This is a genomic window from Salinibacter grassmerensis, from assembly GCF_947077765.1.
GTDB classification, from domain to species: Bacteria; Bacteroidota; Rhodothermia; order Rhodothermales; family Salinibacteraceae; genus Salinibacter; species Salinibacter grassmerensis.
In genome coordinates this window covers 209104-231188 of sequence record NZ_CAMTTF010000005.1, presented here as the reverse complement: position 1 = coordinate 231188, position 22085 = coordinate 209104, and the positions used below count along the sequence as shown (strand labels likewise).

General features: G+C 66.9%; 16 protein-coding genes and 1 pseudogene. 5 read left to right on the top strand and 12 right to left on the bottom strand.

Translation table 11 applies throughout. The annotated features are described in order from the left end of the window. Window positions 1-63 precede the first annotated feature (63 nt). Entirely contained in the window at window positions 64-828 is a 765-nt protein-coding gene (locus OJB03_RS12425; RefSeq protein ID WP_263787918.1) for an ABC transporter ATP-binding protein, read from the top strand. Window positions 829-887: 59 nt separating this feature from the next. Then, on the top strand, window positions 888-3407 hold the full coding sequence (locus OJB03_RS12420; RefSeq protein ID WP_263787917.1) for a DUF5686 and carboxypeptidase-like regulatory domain-containing protein: 2520 nt from the start codon (window positions 888-890) through the stop codon (window positions 3405-3407). Window positions 3408-3529: 122 nt separating this feature from the next. On the opposite strand, the gene OJB03_RS12415 is transcribed toward OJB03_RS12420, so the two are convergent. After that, complete coding sequence (locus tag OJB03_RS12415) at window positions 3530-3928, bottom strand: hypothetical protein (RefSeq protein WP_263787916.1); 399 nt, start codon at window positions 3926-3928, stop codon at window positions 3530-3532. Window positions 3929-4192: 264 nt separating this feature from the next. Between OJB03_RS12415 and OJB03_RS12410 the strand changes: the two genes are divergently transcribed. Further along, window positions 4193-5998, top strand: a complete 1806-nt coding sequence (locus OJB03_RS12410; RefSeq protein WP_263787915.1) for an ABC transporter ATP-binding protein — start codon at window positions 4193-4195, stop codon at window positions 5996-5998. Between the two features lie 11 nt (window positions 5999-6009). Here the strand turns inward: OJB03_RS12410 and OJB03_RS12405 are convergent, their stop codons facing one another. The 3 genes from OJB03_RS12405 to OJB03_RS12395 all read right to left on the bottom strand — a co-directional run bounded on the left by OJB03_RS12405 (window position 6010) and on the right by OJB03_RS12395 (window position 7733). Beyond that, the gene (locus OJB03_RS12405; protein ID WP_263787914.1) at window positions 6010-6480 is read right to left on the bottom strand and encodes a hypothetical protein; all 471 of its coding nucleotides are present in this window, start codon (window positions 6478-6480) and stop codon (window positions 6010-6012) included. 109 nt (window positions 6481-6589) lie between these two features. Continuing rightward, window positions 6590-6955, bottom strand: coding sequence for a cupin domain-containing protein (locus OJB03_RS12400; RefSeq protein ID WP_263787913.1), 366 nt, complete (start codon window positions 6953-6955; stop codon window positions 6590-6592). Between the two features lie 118 nt (window positions 6956-7073). Continuing rightward, the gene (locus OJB03_RS12395) at window positions 7074-7733 is read right to left on the bottom strand and encodes a phasin family protein (RefSeq protein WP_263787912.1); all 660 of its coding nucleotides are present in this window, start codon (window positions 7731-7733) and stop codon (window positions 7074-7076) included. A gap of 318 nt (window positions 7734-8051) precedes the next feature. Between OJB03_RS12395 and OJB03_RS12390 the strand changes: the two genes are divergently transcribed. Together OJB03_RS12390 and clpB are read left to right on the top strand one after the other, a co-directional pair. After that, window positions 8052-9017, top strand: a complete 966-nt coding sequence (locus tag OJB03_RS12390) for a hypothetical protein (RefSeq protein WP_263787911.1) — start codon at window positions 8052-8054, stop codon at window positions 9015-9017. Between the two features lie 268 nt (window positions 9018-9285). Beyond that, window positions 9286-11976 carry an ATP-dependent chaperone ClpB gene (clpB, locus tag OJB03_RS12385; protein WP_263787910.1) on the top strand — a complete coding sequence of 897 codons (2691 nt, stop codon included), beginning with the start codon at window positions 9286-9288 and terminating at the stop codon, window positions 11974-11976. 114 nt (window positions 11977-12090) lie between these two features. Here the strand turns inward: clpB and OJB03_RS12380 are convergent, their stop codons facing one another. From OJB03_RS12380 to OJB03_RS12345, 8 genes and pseudogenes are all read right to left on the bottom strand, one after another. Further along, the gene (locus tag OJB03_RS12380; RefSeq protein ID WP_263787909.1) at window positions 12091-14061 is read right to left on the bottom strand and encodes a methyl-accepting chemotaxis protein; all 1971 of its coding nucleotides are present in this window, start codon (window positions 14059-14061) and stop codon (window positions 12091-12093) included. A 299-nt stretch (window positions 14062-14360) separates the two neighbouring features. Continuing rightward, window positions 14361-16161: pseudogene (locus OJB03_RS12375) on the bottom strand (SLC13 family permease). Window positions 16162-16248: 87 nt separating this feature from the next. Continuing rightward, on the bottom strand, window positions 16249-17523 hold the full coding sequence (locus OJB03_RS12370; RefSeq protein WP_263787908.1) for a cation:proton antiporter: 1275 nt from the start codon (window positions 17521-17523) through the stop codon (window positions 16249-16251). 634 nt (window positions 17524-18157) lie between these two features. Then, entirely contained in the window at window positions 18158-19666 is a 1509-nt protein-coding gene (locus tag OJB03_RS12365; protein ID WP_263787907.1) for a sensor histidine kinase, read from the bottom strand. Further along, window positions 19666-20415 carry a response regulator transcription factor gene (locus tag OJB03_RS12360; protein WP_263787906.1) on the bottom strand — a complete coding sequence of 250 codons (750 nt, stop codon included), beginning with the start codon at window positions 20413-20415 and terminating at the stop codon, window positions 19666-19668. Before OJB03_RS12360 ends, OJB03_RS12365 begins: the two co-directional genes overlap by 1 nt. A gap of 210 nt (window positions 20416-20625) precedes the next feature. Then, a complete protein-coding gene (locus OJB03_RS12355; RefSeq protein ID WP_263787905.1) occupies window positions 20626-21018 on the bottom strand; it encodes a high-potential iron-sulfur protein in 393 nt (130 codons plus the stop codon). A 146-nt stretch (window positions 21019-21164) separates the two neighbouring features. Beyond that, complete coding sequence (locus tag OJB03_RS12350) at window positions 21165-21659, bottom strand: hypothetical protein (protein WP_263787904.1); 495 nt, start codon at window positions 21657-21659, stop codon at window positions 21165-21167. 61 nt (window positions 21660-21720) lie between these two features. Next, on the bottom strand, window positions 21721-22059 hold the full coding sequence (locus OJB03_RS12345; protein WP_263787903.1) for a P-II family nitrogen regulator: 339 nt from the start codon (window positions 22057-22059) through the stop codon (window positions 21721-21723). Window positions 22060-22085 lie beyond the last annotated feature (26 nt).

The window sequence follows — 22085 nt, the reverse complement described above, 5'->3', positions numbered from 1 at the left end:
GACCAAGGCTGGACGGACGACGTCCGCGCACCCCGTTTTGCTCACATCAAACTAGCAACCGCCATGGAAGCACTCGCCACCAATGGGGCCCCGACTAATGCGTCGGACCAGGCCCTCATCGAAGTGAACGAGCTGAAGAAGCGATACATGATGGGGAACCAGGAAGTGTGGGCGCTCGATGGGGTCACGCTCTCGATCGAAGAGGGCGACTACGTGGCCGTCATGGGGCCCTCCGGCTCGGGCAAGTCGACGTTCATGAACATGCTCGGATGCCTCGATACGCCCACGAGCGGCACCTATCACCTGCGGGGCGAAGACGTGAGCACGTTCTCCGACGACGAGCTCGCAGAGATCCGCAACCACGAGATCGGATTCGTCTTCCAGACGTTCAACCTGCTCCCCCGGGTCAACTGCCTGCGCAACGCCGAACTGCCGCTCATCTACGCCGGCATGTCGAAGCGCGACCGGCGCGAGCGGGCGGCCGAAGCGCTCCGCAGTGTGGGGCTCGGCGACCGGCTCGACCACCGGCCCAACGAGCTCTCCGGGGGACAGCGCCAGCGGGTGGCCACCGCCCGCGCCCTCGTGAACCGCCCCTCGCTCCTGCTGGCCGACGAGCCGACGGGCAACCTCGACACGGAGACCGGCGACGAAATCATGCAGCTTCTGGAGGGCCTCCATCGGCAGGGGAATACGATCCTGCTCGTGACCCACGAGGAGCCCATCGCCCACCACGCCCGTCGTGTCATCCACCTCCGCGACGGGAAACTAGAGCGGATTGAATCGGTCGACGACCCGGCGCTGGCGGGCGCGGACGTCTCGATTGGATAGACGACGCGGTCCGCTCACCCCGCGTCTGGAGCTTTCACGGATGATCCTTCAAATCCAGCATGGCCGTGCGTAGCACGTCGCGTCTCTTTCGTCTCGTTCTACTTCCCATCCTCCTGTTGACGATCGGCCCTGCGGCCGCTCACGCGCAGGACACGACCGCCACCACCTTGCAGGGACGCGTGGTGGATGCCGACACGGAGCGGCCCCTCCCGCAGGCCAATCTCCGCGTCGCGGATACGTACCAGGGGACCGTCACGAACGCGGACGGGCAGTATACCCTGGCGCTCGACAGCCTGCCGGCCACCGTCGTCGTGCGCTACGTCGGCTACGAGTCCGTCCGGCGCCGCATTACGGCCGAGACGGAGTCCCGCCAGACATTCCGCCTGATGCCCTCGACCGTACAGATGGAGGAGGTGCGGGTGACCGGCTCTGGGAATCCCGGCGAGACCATCATGCGGCGCGTGATTGAGAACAAGCAGGAGTGGTGGCCGGAGCTCAAGAGCTACTCCGTGGAGGCGTACAACCGGTTCACGCTGGCCAGCGACACCACGATTGCGGCCATCACGGAGAGTCAGACCACCGCGTTCTGGGACGCGGAGCGCGGGACCCGCGAGGTGGTGCGCTCGCAGCGCGGCACGGCCAACCTCCAAAATCTTGCCGATGGCGCTCTCCCGGCCGCCGCGACGGTCCTCAACCTGTACCGCGACAACGTCGAGGTCTTCGGCAACCGGATGGTCGGCGTCACCCATCCTGACGCGCTCGACTACTACGACTTTACGCTCGACACCCTGCGTGCCATCGATGGGCGCCGGGCCTTTCGCATCCGGGTGGAGCCGGAGAGTCGCCTCTCCTCCACGTTTCGCGGCACCGTCACCGTGCTGGACAGCACCTACGCCCTGCTGGAGGCGCGGCTCCGCCCCACGGCCTCGCTGAGCACGTCCCGACTCTTCAAGGGGGTTGACCTCGCGTTCGAGCAGCAGTTCTCGAGCTTCGGCGGTCCCTATTGGCTTCCGGTGGACTTCCGGGCGCGGCGCACCCTCGATGTGCAATTATCGGCGCTGGTTTCGTTTTCGGACATCCAGATCCAGCAGGTCAGCCGCCTGAGTGGGTACCAGATCAATGGGCCGGTCCCCGATTCGCTATACACAACCGACGAGGCGACTTCCGTTGCGCGACTTGACAGTACGGTGGCGGTCCAGTCCTCCTCCAGCCTCAAGGCCGATACGCTCCGCGACGGCGGGCCGTTCGTGCCGTACTCGCGGGCCGAGCGGTCCGCCTACACGCGCATCGACAGCACCGACACGGTCGAGGACGCGTTCGATCCCGGCGGGCTCCTGGGGTGGCTCCGCGACCTCGGCGTCGGCGGCGAGGACGGGCTAAGCATCGGTGACGACGCAGACGAGGACGACGAGACGGGGGCGGATGACGACTCCGGCGACGGGGAGGGCGCGGGCGCCGACTCAATCGTCGACTTTGAAGGTGGGCTTCCGATTCTTCGCTTTAACCGCGTGGAAGGGGGGCACTTTGGCGTGCGGCTCGACTTCGGCGTTGGGCCGCTCGCCGTCACGGGGCGGGGCGGCTACAACACCGGCCCCTCGGGGTCCGCCCAGTGGTCGTACGGGGGCGAGGCCACCCTGCCACTGGGGGACGACACGGACCTGTCCGCCGGGTACCACTACGGCATCGAGCCGCGCTACCGGGCCCGCTCGCGCATGGTTCCGATCTGGGCGCGCCTCTCAAACAGCCTCTGGACGCTTGCGGGGGCGCCGGACTACTTCGACTACTTCGGCAATGAGCGCCTCCGCGTGTCCGTCCGGCACGCCTTTTCCAATCCCGATCTGGGCCTCGCCCTCCAGCTCCGTAACGAGCGTCATTTCTCCGTTGCGAAGAGCACGGACTATAATGTCCTTAGCCGTTCCGCGGCGCAGCCCGTCAACCCGCCGGTGAACGCCGGTCGGCTGCGGTCGGTGGCGCTCACCGCCACGCTGGGCGACGGCGGGCTGCTGGGCGTAACGCCCATCAATCGCGTGAAGGCCACCGTCGAGCACAGTGATCCGGACGTGGCGGCGAGTGATTTCGACTTCACGCGGGTGGCGGCGGTGGCCGACGCCCGACTCGCGACCTTCTTCCAGCGTCGCTTCCGCCCCAACACGCTGGATCTTCGGGTCGACGTTGGGGCCTCATTCGGCGATCCTCCCCTACAGCGCTTCGGCGTGATCGAGGCGAGCCCGCAGCCCTACACGCCGTTCGGGGCGCTCCGCACGCTCGACGACCGCCCGTACCAGGGGGAGCACCACGCGGCCCTGTTCTGGGAGCACAATTTCCGCACGGTACTCTTCGAGCTCCTCGGGTGGCAGGCGCCGGTCGAGCAGGACGTCGACCTCATTCTCCATGGGGGCCATGGGCGCACCTGGATCGGGGACGACGCGGGGCAGCGGCTCCGCACCGCAGACGGGGTCCACCACGAGATTGGGCTCTCGGTCAACGGCCTGCTCTACGACACCCTCCGCCTCGACGTGACCAAGCGCCTCGACGCGCGGGGACTCAGTCTCGGCGTCAGTGTGCTCCGGTTCCTGTAGACTCGCGGGACGAACGGTCGATGAACGGAGGGCTCCCTGTATGTTCGGGGGCGATCAAGGGCTCCGTGAAGGCCTCGCTTGGGGAGGTCCTCCGTCGCCTGGGTATTTTTCGGAATGCCCGGTCACATCCCGCCCTCGTAGTACGCGTCGAAGCGGGGGATCCGGTTCAGGTTTGTCCAGTCGGTCACCGTCTGGTCCACCGCGTAGATGTACGCCCGGGGGACGTTGCCGGGGTCGAAGGCATTAGGGCGCGACCGGTACGTGTACTCGATGCGCGTCTCGCCGTCTGCCGTCGTCGTGTCCTGGCTAGCGGGCGGCCCCAGGGCCGCCAGTGCGTGGTCGATCGGCATTCCGCGGTAGATGCGACCCTCCACCACGTGCACGCTGTCTTTGCCCGACAGCGCGTTTTCCTGAACGTACGACCCACGTCCGTCGTCGAACAGGGCGCCGCCGGTGGTTCCACAGGCGCCGAGGACCCCGACCGAGAGGAGAAGCAAGAGGGACAGTGTAGAGGAGCGCATGGGAGGACGGCGGTGGGCGAAGAAAATGACTCTGCCCCTTTCACACGCATGCCCTGCGGTTGTTGCGTCCGATTCCGCGGTCGAGAGAGGATCTACAGGGGGCGGGCCGGCGCGGTGGTCCCGACTCTGTCCTGTGCATGGGCCCCTGGTTTGGCGTTTTTTTCCCAAAGGGGAACGCCCCCTGCGAATCCCTGCCGTCGCAGAAGGGGTTGATTCACTGAGGTCAAGTTCGTACACCCTGTCCATCATCCACCTGCGTCGCCGATGCCGGAGCCCGATTCCACGTCCGAAGAGTCGTCGCTCCGTCCCGAGCGGCTGTGGACGTCCCTCCGGCGCATCCTTCAGCTTGGGTGGCCCTACCGCGTCCGCCTCGTAGGGGCCGTGGTGCTCACCGTGGTGGGGGCGGCGGTGGCACTCGTCGTGCCACTGGGGCTGCGCGAGCTGGTGGACGCGGTGTTTCAGCAGGAAAACCGGGCCCTGCTCGACTGGCTGACCGTGGCGCTTATCGTGCTCTTTCTGGCCCGGTCCGCGGCGGCCTTTGGGGGCAAGTACCTGCTGGGCTGGACCGGCGAGCGCGTGGTAGCGGACCTGCGAAAGAAGGTCTACCGGCACCTCCACCGGCAGAGCCTGCGGTTCTTCACCGATCACCGCACGGGCGATCTCACCTCGCGCCTCACCAACGACGTGGGGTCGGTGCGGAGCGCGGTAAAGGACGCCCTCCCCAATTTCTTGACCCAGTCGCTCTCGCTGGTGGGCTCGGTGGCGCTCATGGTGGTACTCAACTGGCGCCTCAGCCTCATCATCTTCCTCATCGTGCCGGCCGTCACCGGGTTTGCGATCTACTTCGGGCGCAAGATTCGGGCGCTCGCCCGCGACATCCAGGACCGGCTGGCCGACACGACCGCGGTGGCGGAGGAGGCCCTCGCGTCCATCCGCGTCGTAAAGGCGTTTGCGCGATCCGACTACGAGGTAAACCGCTACAACGAGGCGGTGGAAGATCTCTTTGGCACGGCGCGCTACCGGGTGGTCGTCTCAGCCCTGTTCGAGTCGACGGTGGGGCTGCTCTTCTTCGCCGCCCTCGTGGCGATTTTCTGGTACGGCGGCATCGAGGTGCTGGCCGGGCGGCTCACGGAGGGGGACCTCGTGGCGTTCGTGTTCTACGCCTTCAACATCGCGCGGAGCGTGAGCAGCATGTCTCAGCTCTACTCCACCTTCAACAGCGCCGCCGGGGCCACGGAGCGCCTGTTCGACCTGCTCGACACCGATCCTCACCTCCGCGACGCCCCGGACGCCGTCGACCTGCCCCCGATCGAGGGTCGGGTGCGCCTCGACGATGTCACCTTCGCCTACGATGAGGGCCTGCCCGTACTCAAGGACATCTCGCTCGACGTAGCGGCGGGCGAGACGGTTGCCCTCGTGGGGCCGAGCGGGGCGGGGAAGTCGACGCTCATGAGCCTCATTCCTCGCTTCTACGCCCCCCAACAGGGGCGTGTCCTCGTCGACGATCACGACCTGGGCCACGTCTCCCGGCAGTCCCTGCGTGCGCAGATCGCGTCTGTGTCGCAGGAGGTGCACCTGTTCAACGCCACGATCGAGGAGAACATCCGGTACGGGCGGCTCGATGCGTCCGACGAGGCGGTGGCCGAGGCGGCCCGCGCCGCCAACGCGCACGACTTCATTGTGGACCTGCCCGATGGCTACGACTCCGAGGTGGGCGAGCGGGGGGTCAAGCTGAGCGGCGGGCAGCGCCAGCGCGTCGCTATCGCCCGGGCCCTGCTGCGCGACGCGCGCCTGCTGCTGCTCGACGAGGCCACCTCGTCCCTCGACTCCGCGTCGGAAGCCCTCGTGCAGGAGGCCCTGGAGCGGCTCATGGAGGGACGCACGACCTTCATTATTGCGCACCGGTTCTCTACCGTCCAGACCGCCGACCGCCTCTTCGTACTCGACGATGGCCGCATCGTGCAGCGGGGCACCCACGCCGAGCTGATGCAGGAGGGGGGGCTCTACCGCCGACTTGCCTCGTATCAGTTCCGAGAGCCGAGCGGAGTCGACGGCGGGATGCTTGACTAGCTGATCCCGCACTAGCTGGTCCCATTCCGCAGCGCGTCCAACGCCTCCTGGGTGGCGTCGTCCACGGGCAACGCGTCCACTCGCTTCGACAGCGCGGCGACGGTCGTGCCGGCCTGCCACGAGACCGGGGCGTCGGGGTCGTGGAGCAGGTGGCGGTAGAGGAGGAGGGACCGGGCGAAGCACCCCCCGGCACTCTCGGCATCGTCCCGGTACTCGTACGTCTCGCCCATCCGGTGGAGGGCCCGCGCGAGTGTCTGGGCCACGTCCGGCACAAACTGGTCGTTGTCGTGGCACAGCTCCAGCAGGGCGTCGGGCGGGAGCGTCCGGAGATCCTCGGCCTGCCCGTCGAGGTGGGTGCGGCAGGCGTCGTCAATCTCCTGCAACAGGTCGTCGGGCTGTTCGCGTGAGGACTCGCCCAGCAGCGTGGCGATGGCTTTCGTGAACTGGCGGATCTGCCGCATCAGCACATCCTGGTGGATCATGGCGAGGGGGGCTCTGGAAAAGAAAAACGCGTCGCCGTCGATTCGGAAAGGCGGCGTGCGGCTGGTGAATCCCGTCCTTCAACAGTCCGCCCCAGTCCGGGCCGGCGGCTCAAATCCACTCGGGGTCCTCAACCGTGCGGTCGGTGTCGAGATTCCCGGTGTTGCGGGTCGCGGCGGGCTCCACGAGGAGAACGTGCACCTCCCCGTCGGGCGCCACCGGGCGGTGCTCGGTGCCGCTCGGGACGACGCAGAAGTCGCCCTGGCCGAGCCGCCGGTCGTCCGCGTCCCGAAACTCGATGACGAGCCGTCCGCGGAGGACGAGAAAGAACTCGTCCGCGCCGTCGTGGTGGTGCCAGTCGAACGGCCCCTCCAGCTTGGCGAGCTTGACGTGCTGGTCGTTCACCGCCGCGATGATGCGGGGGGCCCACTGTTCATCGAACTGCTCCAGCTTCTCGTGGAGGGCTCCGGCGTGCATGAGTTGAGGTTGAGACGGATCGAAGGGAGCGACGTAGGAGTGGAGGCACCCACGAAAAGAGCGGCCGTCCCGGGCAGGACGGCCGCTCCTGTGCCATGGGGGATCGGCAGGCCAAGGGCTACGCGTCGTCCGCGTCGTACGAGAAGCTTTCCTGGACCGAGCGGTCCTGCTTGTGGACGACGAGCTGGCTGGGGGCCTGCTCCTTGGCCGTGGCGCGGGCCGTGCTCACGGCCTCCTTCTTCGTGTCGTGGGCGCCGACGGGGGCGTCCTCGCCCTCCACCGTGATGCTCCACCCCTCGTCGCTGGGCGCGACGTGGAAGACGCGGGCCTCGACGGCCGTCTGCTGGGCATTCAGCATCTCCGAGAGGGCGTCTAGCTTTTTCGACAGTTCCCCCACGCGCCGGGAGAGGTTGCGCACCTCGCTGCGGCTGGCCAGCCCGAGCTGGCCGAGCGTGCCGCTGAGGGTGTCCGAGACGGCTTGCTCCACCGATTGCGTGGCGTCGTCGAGCCGCTGGGACACGTCCTCGGTAAGGGTCTCCTGCTGCTCGACGACGGTCTCGGTGGCCTTCTCGATCTGGTCGCGGCGCGCGTCCTCGTAGTTCCGGCCGCGCTCCACGAGCGTCTCGAACACCTTGTCGCCTTCCTGTTCGAGCCGCTCCAGCGCCCCGAGGCCGGCGAGCCAGACCTCGCGCGCCCGTCCCGATACCTCGTCGGGCAGGGTCTTTAAGGAAAAGCCTTTCCGGTCGTCCGTGGGCGTCTCGTCGTTCGTGGCCGTCATGACAGTCCGTTGAGTCGTTGATGGATGGGCCTGCGAGGAAAACGCGATTGCAATGTGTGAGATACTACAAATATACCAATAACGCAGCGCGTCATTGGTTCCGGGCTATGACGCAGTGCGGCACAAATTGGGGGGCGGCAGGCAGAGGGAATTGCGGAATGGCAGAACGCTCCGCACGCTGGTAGATCCGGGAAAAGAACGGCCCTTCGCAAAACCGTGCGGGGACGCGCGACTGCCCTGATGTCCACCTAGTCATTCGTGTCCCGCTACGTGCATGTAGAATAGAATTGACCTCCAACATTGTCGGCCAGACCTCCCATGCGCACCGCTGCCTTCATCGCCACGGCCTTCCTACTTGTTCTGACCGTTGGGGACAGTATTTTCCACGAGGACGTACCGCCTGCAACCGCCCCGACGGATGAGGTCCGCCCGGCCAATGCCCTCCTCGGAAACGAGAGCTTCCGGGCGACCTTCGGAGTCGCCCCAGACCCTCATACGCCGGAGCGCCTGCGTCTGCAAACGCACCTTGCCTACGTGGAGCGGATGCTCCGTGCGCGGCCCCGGCCTGCGCTGTCTACCGCCCAGCGGGCTCGCCGCGCTGAGCTGCTCGACCGTCTCCACGAGTACTGGACACAGGGCCGGTTTCCTCAAAACACCGAGGTACCGGGCCGATCGCCCGTATTCATCGACGCAGAGGGCCGTCTATGCGCGGTGGGGCACCTGATCACCGCATCGGCCGGGCGCGATCTCGCTGAACGAATCGACGCGCAGTACCACTTGGCCGACGTGCAGGACATGGACCTGCCCGCCATTGATCGGTGGGCGAAACGCAACGGGTTCACCCGCCGCGAACTGGCGATGATCCAACCCACGTATGATGGGGGGCGTCTTTCGGATCCGCCTCCCTCAGATAACGAAGAGGCCCCTGCCCTGGAAGTGACTGCTCTGAGCGTGAGTGTCGGCGCCTCTCTCGTAAATGGCGTCTTGCTCGAACGGGACACCCACAGCATCGTCGGCGGCGCCATGGGAGTCGCCAGTGGGGCCACAAGCCTCACGATTGGACTGCGGGACGGTGCAGAGTACCCAACGGTCTCCTCCCTCGCCGGAGCTACGTCGGTCGTGCTTGGTGGGTGGGCCCTCGTCGAGGCCTTTCGCGGCACAAACGAGCAGGTCTCCTTGAGGGGCGCGGCTGATCGCTCAGGCAGGACGTGGTCTGTGGCCCCGACTGCGCTGACGACGGCCGAGGGGACCTACCCTGGACTCGGGGCTACAATTCAGTTCTGAGAACGACTTTTGTGCTGGCAGTCTCCACGCGGTTTGCCCACACAGTCTCACGAGGAGTCCAAAGACCCGTGTGACAATGCGGGTGTCTTTTCGCTTCGGCCCTCTTGTCCCTGCGTGTTTCCTGTCATCCTGTCAGATCGTTACCGTCTGGTACACTTTTCGTCTATTGCAGTGGATGCGTAGCGTGGAGGCCCGTTCGGAGACGTGCGCCGAGGACACGGGCTGCGCCGCACTCCCATTGCCGTTTGACCAACCCCGATTCCAACTTATGAACCTGCAGAAATTTACCGTCAAGGCCCAGGAGGCTGTCCAGAAGGCGATGGAGTTTGCGGCCTCCAAGAATCACCAGGGTATCGAGCCGCCGCACCTGCTGGAGGCTTTTCTGAGCGCCCCCGATGGCGTGGCCGTATCGATCCTACGGCGCGTGGGGGTGAATATCGATCGCCTCCGCACGGAGGTCGAGGCGGCCCTGGAGTCGCTGCCCACGGTGACGGGCGCAAGCGCTGGCGACCAGTATGTTGGGGAGGAGCTGAAGAAGGTCTTTGACCGTGCTCGCGCCGAGGCAGACGTAATGGACGACGAGTACGTCTCGACCGAGCACCTGCTCATCGGTCTCGTGGAGGGGCAGAACGAGGTCGGCCAGGCCCTCCGCGACCAGGGCGGCTCGAAAGAGCACGTCATGGAGGCGCTGGAGGACGTGCGTGGTGGACAGGGGGCCGACGATCCGCACGCCGAGAGTCGATACGAGGCCCTCGACCGGTTTGCAAAAGACCTGAACGAGATGGCCCGCGAGGGCAACATCGACCCGGTGATCGGGCGTGAGCAGGAGATCCGCCGCGTGCTCCAGATCCTGAGCCGCCGCACGAAGAACAACCCGGTGCTCGTGGGCGAGGCGGGCGTCGGGAAGACGGCCATCGCGGAGGGCATCGCCACGCGTATTGTGCAGGGGGACGTGCCCGAGTCGATGCAGTCGAAGCGCATCGTGGCGCTCGACATGGGCGCGCTCCTGGCCGGCTCCAAGTACCGGGGCGAGTTTGAGGACCGGCTCAAGGCCGTCGTCAACGAAGTGTCCGAGTCCGACGGCGAAGTTGTCCTCTTCATCGATGAGCTGCATACGCTCGTCGGGGCCGGGGCGTCCGAGGGGGCGATGGACGCAGCCAACATTCTGAAGCCGGCCCTCGCCCGCGGTGAGCTACGCGCCATCGGCGCGACCACGCTCGACGAATTCCGCAAGCACATCGAGGACGACCGGGCCCTGGAGCGCCGCTTCCAGAAGGTGCTCGTGGACGAACCGAGCGTGGAGGACACGGTCTCAATCCTGCGCGGCCTCAAGGAGCGCTACGAGGTGCACCATGGCGTGCGCATCAACGACGGCGCGCTCATCAACGCCGCCGACCTCAGCGAGCGCTACATCACCGACCGGCAGCTGCCGGACAAGGCGATCGATCTGATCGACGAGTCGGCCGCCCGGCTGCGCATGGAGATTGACTCGATGCCCGCCGACCTCGACCAGCTGGAGCGGGAGATCCGGCAGCTCGAAATTGAGCGCGAGGCCGTGAAGCGCGACGAGGGCGACCAGGCCGAGAAGCTCGACGAGATCGACCGGAAGATTGCCGACCTCGAGGATGAGCGTGACGAACTCAAGGCCCGCTGGAAAGAGGAGAAGGACCTCATCCAGACGGTCCGCTCGGCGAAGGAGCGCATCGACGCGCTCCGCGTGAAGGCTGAAAACCTGGAGCGGGAGGGCAAGTACGACGAGGTCGCCGAAATCCAGTACGGCGACATCCCGGACCTGAAGGAGGAGGCCGAAGAGGCCAACGCGAAGCTCGAAGAGATCCAGGAAGACGGGGCGCTGCTGAAGGAAGAGGTCGACGGCGAGGACATCGCCGAGATTGTCTCCAACTGGACCGGCATTCCGGTGTCGAAGATGCTGGAGAGCGAGCGCGCGAAGCTCCTCCGCATGGAAGAGGAGCTGTCGGAGCGCGTGGTGGGCCAGGACGAGGCCATCGAGGTGGTCTCGAACGCCGTTCGCCGGGGGCGCACGGGCATGCAGGAGGGCGACCAGCCGATCGGCTCGTTCATCTTCCTGGGAACCACTGGCGTCGGCAAGACGGAGCTGGCGAAAACCCTCGCCACGTTCCTCTTTGACGACGAGAACGCGATGGTGCGCATCGACATGAGCGAGTATCAGGAGCGCCACACGGCCAGCCGTCTCATCGGCGCGGCGCCCGGCTACGTCGGCTACGAGGAGGGCGGGCAGCTCACCGAGGCGGTCCGGCGCAAGCCCTACTCCGTGGTGCTGCTCGACGAGATCGAGAAGGCACACCCCGAGATCTTCAATGTGCTCCTGCAGGTGCTCGACGACGGGCGCCTCACCGACAACCAGGGCCGCACGGTGGACTTCACGAACACGATCATCATCATGACCTCGAACATGGGCTCCGACGTGATCTCGGAGCGGATGGATGAGGTTGAGGGCGGGTACCTCTCGGAGCGCGAGCATCAGACGCTCGAGGAGGAGGTCCTCAAGATGCTACGTCGCCAGGTGAAGCCGGAATTCCTGAACCGGATCGACGACATCGTGATGTTCCGCTCGCTCAGCCGCGAGCACATTCGCGAGATCGTCGAGATCCAGTTCCAGCGTGTCCAGCGCCTGGCCGCGAAGAACCACGACCTGGCGCTCGCGCTCGGCGACGACGCGAAGGACTGGCTCGCCGACCGGGGCTACGACCCGGCCTTCGGCGCCCGCCCGCTGAAGCGCGTGATGAAGCGGCACGTGTCGAACGGCCTCTCGCAGGCGCTGCTCGATGGCACGATTGCGGACGGCGACCACGTCCGCATCGAGCTGGACGAGGACGCAGAGGGCCTCACGTTTGAGGCCGTGACGCCGACGGGGGCCGAGTCGGCCGCCGACGTCGCCGAGACCGGCGGAGACGGGGCCGCGGCCGTCGACGCCTAAATCGCATGTGGATGTTGCCCTCCGGAAGCCCCACGCCGCCGTCCGACTCGGGTCGGGCGGCGGCGTTTTTGTTGGGGACGGCCCTGCGGTGCGGACTTGATTCAGAGGATCATCCTACGTCGCCGGGACGGGCTGGGCCCCGTCGCCCGCGGACGGGGAGCCCGAAGAGGTCTTCGCGTCCGGGGCCGCCAGAGTGAACTGATCGGTCGTGTCGACGAGCCGCCCGGCCAGGTCGCTGAGGTCGGTGGCGGACTGGGCGACCTCCGTCACGTCCCGGGCGGTCTGCGAGGTCACCGTCGAGATCTCGTTGATGTTCTGGGAGACCCGCTCGCTCGTGGCGGACTGCTGCTCCGTGGCGGCGGCAATGTTGTCGATGTCGCCGGCCACCGCCTGAATGTCCTCGATCATCTCGTCGAGCGCAGCGCCGGCCTCGTTGGCCAGCTCGATGCCCTGCCGGGCCTCTTCAGTGCCGTCGTCCATCGCGGCCACGGCCTGCTCGGTCTCCCGCTGGACGGACGTGATCATCTGCTCGATGCGCTCGGTGGCCTCGGCCGTCCGCTCCGCGAGGCTCTGGACCTCCTGGGCCACCACGGCGAAGCCGTCTCCGTGCTCCCCGGCCCGGGCGGCCTCGATGGCGGCGTTGAGGGCGAGCAGGTTCGTCTGGTCCGCAATGTCGTCGATCGTCGCCACGATCTCCCCAATCTCCTCGCTGGACGCGCCCAGCTGGTTGATCGTCTCGGCGGAGCCCTCAACGACCTCGCCGACCTGCTCCATCTTCTCGATGGCCCGGTAAATAATGTCGCCGTTCTCCTGGGCCGCCGCCCGGGCCGCCTCGGCGCGCTTGGACGTGCGGTCGACTGTCTCGGCGTTCTCGCCGATGGTCCGGGACATTTCCTCCATCGCCGCGGCGACGTCCTCGAGCTGGGTCGACTGCTCTTCGGCCCCGGCCGACATGTCGTCTGCCGTGCTAGACAGTTGGGCGGACGTGGCCGAGAGCTCCTGGGTCGCCCCAGTAATGCGTCCGATGAGGGTCTGGAGGCTGCTCGCCGTCTCGTCCAGTCGGGCCCACACCCGGGCCAGGTCCTCGTCGTCGCTGTCCTGCGGAACGTCGACCGACAGGTCGCCCTCGGCCAGTTGCCCGAGCACGTCGGCGAGGGCCCTCGTTTCGCGGCGGAGGGTCTGTCGGGTGCGCTCGTTGCGCAGCCGCGACTGCCGCTCGTTGATGAGGACGGCCGCCGCCTCCGCCGCCGTCTCGACGAACCGCTCGTCGGCCGCGTCGAAGGTCGTGACCTCCTCCTTGTCCGACAGGTAGAGGTTGCCGAGCGCCCGGCCCCGATACGTGATGGGCGCCGCCAGTAGCGATTGCATAGGCGGGTGCCCCTCCGGGAAGCCGACCGACTCGCTGTGCGTGGTCATGTCGTCGAGCCGCAGCGTCACCTGTTGCTCGGGAATGTGTCCGAGCAGGCCGTTCCCTTCCGGGGGATGATCGATGGCCGCCTCCTGCTCGTCCGTGAGGCCCAGCGTAAAGAACTCCAGGATCTCGCCGTCCTCGTCGAAGATGCTGAGGGCCGCGTACTTGGCCCGCGTCACGTCGCGCACCTCCTCCAAGAACGTACGAAACGCCGCGTGCAACTCCGCCTCCGTGCTCGTACGCGTCATCATCTGACCCAGGGCCTCCATGTGCGCGTTTCTGCGCTCCACCTCGTCGATTACGGTGCTGAGGCGGGCCGGGATGTCCCCGAAAAAGTCATCCGGGCGGGGTGACTGCGGCGTGCCCCGACCGCCCGCCTGATGGGCCTCTACGGCATGACGGACGCGATGGATCGACTGGCCCACCCGCCACGCGACGTGGCTCGCAATGCCAGTCGCAAGCAGTCCACACGTGATGAGAACGAGTGCGCTGATCCAGACCGACGACACCGCGAAGGCCCCCGCTACCCCGCCGCCGGCGGTCAATATGGCCGCCCCAAAGGCAACGAACATGCGGCGGGTGGGAGAAGAGGGCTGGCCGTCGGTGGACCGCTGCGGTGACGAGGTCGACGCGGACCCTTCGGCCTGTGAGACGCCGTCAGCAAACGAGCACATGGGAAAACAACTTTGTTACAAAAGCGGATCTGAGAAGGTTATCGTCGGCCGGCGGACGCATGTTAAGCGAACGCGGACTACCGAGACGGCATTGTTGGCAAACCAGTCTCCTGGAGGCCCGCCCGAACTGGCCGCGTCCGCCCGCACGGCCGCTTCCGAAGTCGAGCCCGCTCCCCCCCGAGGAGCACTGCTCCTTCACCTCCCGTTCTTCGGAAGAGGGAGAAGGCATCCCGCCCCGACAGCGAGTCTGAGGAGCCCCAGTCGGCTGGATGCATGTCCCCAACGGCCAACGAAGGGCTTCAGAGTCCCCAGAAGGCCACAATGCCGATCGTCGTCACGACGGCCAGGAGAAGCTGGAGGGGGCCGCCCACGCGGGCATAGTCGTTGAATTCGTACCCGCCCGGCCCGTACACAAAGAGATTCGTCTGGTAGCCGACGGGCGTCATGAACGCGGTGCTGGCCGCGAACGTGACCGCGAGCACGAACGCAAACGGGTTGGCGCCCAACTGCGCGGCGGTCTCCACGGCCACAGGAAGGAGCAGCACCACGCTCGCCTGGTTGCTGATGAGGTTGGTCATGAGGGCCGCCAGAAGATAAAACACACCCAGAACGAGGGGCATGGGCAACACCTTGGCGCTCGACACGACGAGTTGAGCCAGCAGGGTGGCCCCGCCGGTTTCCGACAGCGCTCTGCCGAGCGGAATGACGCCGGCGAGCAGAAAAATCACGTCCCACTGCACGGCCCCGTACGCTTCGGTCGGCTTGACGATGCCCCGTCGCGATCATCGCGACGACTCCCCCAAGGGCCGCCACCATGATGGGCAGCACGCCGAGAGCGGCCAGGCCCACGACGGCGATGACGGTGCCTACCGCGAGCCCCATCTTCGACGTGCGAAAGCGACGGAGGTCGAGCTCCCCCGCCACGATGATGTTGGGATCGTTCGCGAGCCGGTCGACCGTCTCGGCCTTCGACTCGATGAGGAGGACATCGCCGGGACGAAGCCGAAAGTCGGCCAGCCGTTCGTGGGCCGTTTCGCTCCCGCGTCGAATGGCCAAGACCGCGGCGCGGTACAGGTCCTGCAGCCCCGCCGACTCAATCGTTTCCCCGACCAGGTCCGAGCCCGCGGTAACGACGATCTCAACAAGCGTTTCGTCGGGGCTGAGCGTCTCCAAGTCCGCCTCGGCCGCTTCGTCGGGGACGAGGTCGATCCCCGCCACGTCGAACAGGGCGTGCAGGGCGTCCTTCGTCAACCGGATCGTGAAGACATCCCCGCCCCGGATCGTCATGGAGAGGGGCGGCGCCCGCCGATAGGCCCCCTCCCGGACGACCTGCGTGACGTTCGCCTCGACGTCGACGTGCTCGAGCGCTTCTTTCAGGGTCTGTCCGACGAACGGGGCATCGTCGGCCACGATGATCTCCGTGAGAAACACGTCCTGCTCGGTCGATTCCCGCTGGCTCCGCGGGCGGACGTGCGACGGCGACAGCCAGAAGCCCAGGGTGAGCAGGTAGAGGGCACTCGTGGCGAAGACGAGGAGCCCGAGGTGCGTGAACTCGAACATCGAGAAGGGGCGGCCGAGAAGGTCTCCCGAGATGCTGCTCGCCAAGAGATTCGTGGAGGTGCCGATGAGGGTGAGCATCCCCCCGGCCATCGAGGCGTACGAGAGCGGCAACAGCAGCTTGGACGGCGAGGTGTTGTTCTCGTGGGCGAGGTCGCTCACCATGGGCAGAAGAATCGCGACCGCCGCGGTGTTGTTGATGACCCCGGAGAGGGGCCCCACGAGACCAATCGTTGCGCCGAGCTGCTTGTGGACATTCTCGCCGGTGTACGCCGAGACGGCCGTCTGGATGCGCTGGATGGCCCCGGTGCGGCGCACGCCCTCGCTCAAGATCATCATCGCGAGGATGGTGACGGTGGCCCCGTTGGAGAAGCCCGATACGCCCTCACTCGGAGAGATGCCCGTCCAGGGCCCCAGAACCATGAGCGCGACCATGATCCCGAGGGCCGTGACGTCGATCGGCACCGGCTCCGTGACGAATAGAATGAGCGCCACGAGGACGATGACAAAGACGAGGAGTGCGCCTACGCTCACGGAGGGCATCGAGGGACACGCGAGGTCGGGGACAAGAGGTCGGGGGGACTGTCGGTGCAGACCAGTCGTCGAGCGTACTGGTGGTGTGAGCGAGGCTCACCCGGAGGACTCCGGGGCGGAGACCATCGACGGGGGTGTGAGCAGGGGGCGGAGCACGAGGGGCGTCACCAGGACCGTCACCGCCGAGATCAGCACGACCTGGGCAAAGATCGACGGCGGAACCGCCCACCGCCCCAGCTCCAGGCCCCGCTGCATGATGACCAGGGCGATCTCGGCACGCGGCACGAGGCTGAGGCCCAGCACGAGGGCGCCGGACGAGCCCAAAAACGGCAGGGCGGGAACGTACGCCCCCGCCACTTTTCCGAGGAGGGCGGCGGCGAGAAGCAGGACCGTCGCGCCGCCAACGGCCCCCAAGGCCTCGGGCGTCAGGTGCAGGCCGATGCCCACAAAGAAAAAGGGCGCAAGAAGGTCGTGAAGAGGCCGAAAGGCGTCCATGTACTCGGTCGTGTGCGGGTCCCGGCTGAAGATGAGACCGGCGAAAAACGCGCCGATGGCCGTTGAGAATCCCAGCAGTCCCGCAATGGCCGCTACGATGATGCCGACCCCCAGCATGACCAGCATGGTGCCCCTGCCGGCGTGGAGCCGGTCAAACAAGGCCGTCATGGGGCGTTCTACGTACCAGGCGAAGAGGAGGCAGGTACCCCCGAAGAGGATTAGCTTGAGGACCATCGTTCCCAACACCGCCCCGAGGGAGGAGAGCAGTGCACCGGTGCCCGGTTCGCGCAGCAGGGGAGCCGCCGCGAACAGAAGAGCCATTAGCAGAACGCCCGTGAGGTCGTCGAGCTCGGCCACGTCCACCAGCGTCGAGCCCTCTGGGGTGTTCAGCCGTCCGGCCTCCTCCCAAATCGCGACGCTGACCCCCACGCTGGTGGCGGTCAGGGCCGTTGCCACGAACAGGCTGGGGAGCAGGGGCCAGCCAATCAGGAACACCGCCGCGCCGAAGGCGACCCCGCCGCTGCTCAGCACGTTGCCGACCCCGATCCAGCTCGCCTCGGGCAACTGGTCGAGCAGGTGCCCCAAGTCGCCTTCCAATCCGACCCGGAACAGGAGGACGATGACCCCGAGATCGGCCAGGAAGGGAAAGACCTGCTGCTCCGTCAGGAGGGGCACGAGTTCATAGGGAGCGGCGGCCCGCAACCCGACACCGAGGACGAAGTAGCCCAGAACGGGACTTATGCGGGCCCGCTCGGCGCTGTACCGCATCGCGATCGTACTCACGATGACGGCCCCAACGAGTAGAGTGTTTACGAGCAGTGTGTGCCGCATCGCGTGCGCCGTGTGGGGCCTAGAAGATGTAGGAGGAGTGTCCACCTCCCTCAGAAGTGGATGGGAGGACCCGACGGGACAATGAACGCAAGGCGGGCGTGCATCCGCGAATCACGGCCCTGCCCCCGTGCGCTCTGGACCGAATTGGGGGATGGCAACGGAGACAGCGAGACGAGTCCGAAGGAGAACGATCTGGGCGGGACAGGCTTTAGTGAAAGGCATCACACGTTTGTAACATAAGAGGCCTAGCCCCCGGAGTGTCAACAAAATGCCGAGACCAACAGTCCTGAGATGAAGAAAAATTAAAAGGAGGGGTTCGACGTTAGAGTTGAGCCTCCGCACGTGTCTTCGAGACGCATTCGGGTTCCTGGTGGGACTCGCACTGCACTTCATTTCTTCCAACGGCGCCTTGAAGCGTCGACGCCCGGCCCTCTGGTGGGGGTGCCGGGCGTTTTCTCTGTGGGGGTGTGTCGCTTCCGACGTCGCGGTACTAGGCCCTCAAACGTGACTGCACGGATCGTCCCGCAAGGGTCTACGCGAGTGCTGTTTCTGTGGACCGCGAGGCCCTTAGTGAGGGACCGGGATTCTGCTCCACGAGGGGCAGCGGAGCCACAAAGACATCCGGGCAAGCGCATTTTCCGGGCCGGTTGAAGACGTCTCGTCGCTGGGACGTAGGGATCTACGCGGCGTTGGGGGCCTGTTTGCACTTGGGCTCGCGGGCGGGGCTGCAAGAAGAGGGGGATGGCAGAATGATGGTGACCCGAGTGCCCTCCCCCGGAGCGGAGTCGAACTGCAACTCGCCGCCGTGCTCCTCCACAGTGCGACGGATGAGCGAGAGGCCGAGCCCGCTCCCCTGGGCCATGCGGCCGGCCTCGTCGCCCCGGTAGAAGCGCTCCGTCGCCGTGGCGCACTCCTCGTCGGACATGCCCACCCCCGTGTCCACGCAGGTGAGGCGCGCCTGCCCGTCTGCCGTCTCTCTGACGCCGACGCGGACGCCCCCCTCGCGGGTGTACTTGACGGCGTTATCCAGGAGATTCCGGACCGCCTTGCGGAGTAGGGCCGGCTGACCGGAGGCGCGGACGGACGCTTCGGCGTCGACCTCGAGATCGAGCCCTTTCTTGTCGGCCGCGGGCTGCACCGCGTCCGCCTCGTCGGCGGCGAGGGCGGACAGGTCCACGGGGCTTCGCTCGAAGTCTCCCGCCCGATCGAGGCGGGTCAGCGTCAGCAGGGCGCGGAGCGTCCGCACCAGCCCCCCGAGCTTGCGGTCCAGGAGGCGGAGCGTCTCGCGGTAGCTCTCCGGGTCGCGCTCGCGACGCAGGGCCAGCTCGACGTGGCCCTGAAGTGCGGTGAGGGGGGTCTGCAGCTCGTGGGCCGCGTTGGCGGTAAACCCCCGCAGGGCCGCCACGTGCTCCTCGATGCGATCGAGCAGGGCGTTGAAGGCGCGGCCCAGCGTGGCGGTCTCGCGGTCGGCCGTGGGCGGGATGTCGACCCGCTCCTCCAGCGCCGCGGAGGTCACCGACTGGGCCACCTCGGTAATGGAGCGGAGCGGGCGGAGCACGCGCCCGGCGGCCCACGCCACGAGGCCCAGCAGCCCGCCCGATAGCAGGAGCCAGAGGCCGCCCAGCGCCGCGCCGAAGCCCCACAGCAGAGATCGGTGCTCTGGCACGAGACGGGCGACCTGAACGAAGCCCAGTCGTTCGCCGGAGGATGCCTGTAGGGGCCGGGTCCGATAGTAGAAAGAGCGGTCGCCCAGCGTGAAGGTGTGGAGCGAGGGCCAGATCCCGTCCGCATGGACCGGCCGACGACGGGCTGGAAGGGCCCCGGAAAGCGAGTCGATGTTGGCCGACCGGCGCACGAGGCGACCGTCCGGCGCGAATACCTGCACAAAGATGGGGTCGACCCGGTCGACCGCCAGGCGGTGGTGGGCCTCGTCCCACGCGTACCGGGACAGATCGAGTGTGTCCTGTCCGTCCACGTCGGCGCGCATCTCGTTCACCTCCGCCGCCAGCGCGTTGGTCGCGTTCTGGTGAATGGTTAGGTAGGCACCGCCCCAGGCGATGAGGGCCAGGACGGCGAGGGCAAGCACGACCGCGGGGCCGATCCGCATCAGCAGGCGCCGGCGGAAGGACGGACGCTCGTCTGCCGATGACGCGTCAGGGGCACTGGACTGGGAGGAGAGGGCCGTCATCAGGCGCTCGCGGGATCGGGGGAAGAGGATGAGGAGCGGTCGTCGGCGGAGGCATCCGCTGCTGAGCAAGAGGTATACCGGTAGCCGATCCCCCGCACGGTTTCGATGGGGGCCTCGCAGCCGACCTCGTCGAGCTTCTGGCGGAGGTAGTTCACGTACACGTCGATCAGGTTTGTCCCGCGATCAAAGTCGTGCCCCCAGACCTCCTGGTGAATCGTGTCGCGGCTCAACGCCTGGCCTTTGCGGGCCATGAGGAAGGCCAAGAGGTCGAACTCGGTGGGCGTAAGGTCGACCTCCTCACCGTCGAAGGTGCAGGTGCGAGCCGCCGGGTCGAGTACAAGCGGGCCGTCCTCGACCCGGCCCGACTCCGAGGGCCGGTCCATCCGGCGCAGGAGGGCCTCAATGCGCGCCAGAAGCTCGTCGAAGGCGAACGGCTTGGGAAGGTAGTCGTCCGCCCCGGCCCGGAGGCCCCGTACCCGGTCCTCCACGGCGTCGAGGGCAGTGAGCATCAAGATCGGCAGTTCGGGGCGGTGCAGGCGCAGGCGCTCACACACCTCCAGCCCGGACAGGTCGGGGAGACGGATGTCCAACAGGACGAGGTCGATGCTGCCCTGCCGGGCGTAGTCGAGCCCACGCCGGCCGGCCTCGACCCAGCTGACCTCGTACCCCTCTTCGTCGAGTCCCTGCTGCACGAACGAGGCCACGTCGGGCTCATCCTCGACAAGCAGGAGATGGGGGGCGTCACTCATCGATGGGGCATGCAGTGTGTGACTCTTGAGTGTGCTCAATTCGTACGAGCCCCGTGGTTCGGTCGTGCCGAGCCGTGCGCCAGCCCCGCAATGTCATTCTGCAGGACCGTGCCGTGGACGGTTCAGGAGAGCAGTAGACCCTTTCCACAGCCCATAATGACTGCGGAGAAGGACCGTCCCGCCGCAATGACAACCGAGAGGGCGTCGGGCCTAGCTCTGTTTGGCCCAGGAGCTGCAGTACCCCTCTCCCGCGACGGGGCCGGGGAAGAGCTGGCATCCGCCATAGCCCGAGCCGTACTTCTCCTGCTGGTAGAGCTGGCAGTTCGCGCAGTTCTTGTTCGGTTCGGGGGACTCCTCCACGTAGTTCAGGGCGTTCACCTGCTGCTTGCGCCGTTGTTTTTGGGTGTCCGAGAGGCTCGACAGGTCGGAGCAGTCCGCCGACGCGGTCGCGGGTTCGCCGTCGGCGCCGGCTCCGTCTCCGGAGCCGTCGGAGCTACCGCCACAGGCCAACAGGAGCGTGCCACTTGCCCCGATGGCCCCGGCCAGGCCAAGCGAGCGAAGAAACTGTCGTCGGGATACGCGGTCCGAATCCTTGCTAGACATAAGACGCTGTGCGTTTGTGATCGAGGTGAAGATGAATGCAATGCGCAAGGTTGCATGAGAGGGGAAAGGGCGTTAGAGGACGTCAGGGGGACTCTCGCGTGGTGGAATTCCCCTCATCCGCTCGTGCGGTAGGGCCGAACGAAGTCTCACTCCTCGACCATGTCCGCCCCCGGGCCGTCGGTCGTCTCCACGGCCGTTGGACCAGCACGGAGCTCGGGGTGGTGCACCTTGCCGCCGAGGGTCGCCGCGTAGACCAGGAGTGCGCTGCCCGCGAGGGCCAGCAGAAACACGCCCCGAACAATCCATCGGGGAAGCGAGGAGGCCGCCCATCGGTACAGCAGTGCCCCAAGGGAGAGAACCCCGGTTCCGATGCTCGTGAGTGCGGCGTACCAGCCCCATGCCTCGTGCGCTTCGAGGGCCTCGTGGGACACCCCCGCCAGGCCTTCAACGAGTGCCTCCGCCGGCTCGCCCGTCAGGTAGACCGCGACGGCCACCGTTCCGACCGCCGCGAGCAGCCCGAGCGCCCCCTTTTGAAACCCCGTGTGGTCGTGCCACAACCCGTAGGCGAGTAGGGCGGTGGCGAAAAGGGTTCCGAGGACGGGAATGTGGTTGAGGGCGAGGTGGAGGTGTGCAGCGGTCATGGAAATGATTGGGATGAGGACGGATGACGGTGTAAGCGCGGAGCGGGAAGCGGGGCACAGATCAGACGACGGTGTCCCCAGTCTGAAGGGTTCGGATGTCCACGGCATTGGTAACCGGTAGCACGAACACCTTGCCGTCGCCCCGCCGCCCGGTCTGGGCCGCCTCCGCGATGGCCTGGGTCCAGTCCTCGGCCCGGCCGTCCGAGCAGACGACTTCGACCCGCACCATCTCCGCGTAGGGCGTGACCTGAGGCCCGTAGGACTCGTCTCCGCTCGGGTCGGCCTCCAGCCCGAACCCATCGACCGGATGCATGCTGGCGCCGGGGACCTCCATCCGACGCAGGCGATCGACGACCTCGTCCTGCTTGACGGGCCGAATGTAGGCAACGATCATCTTCATGGCGGAGTGCTGTGTGGGGGAAAGAG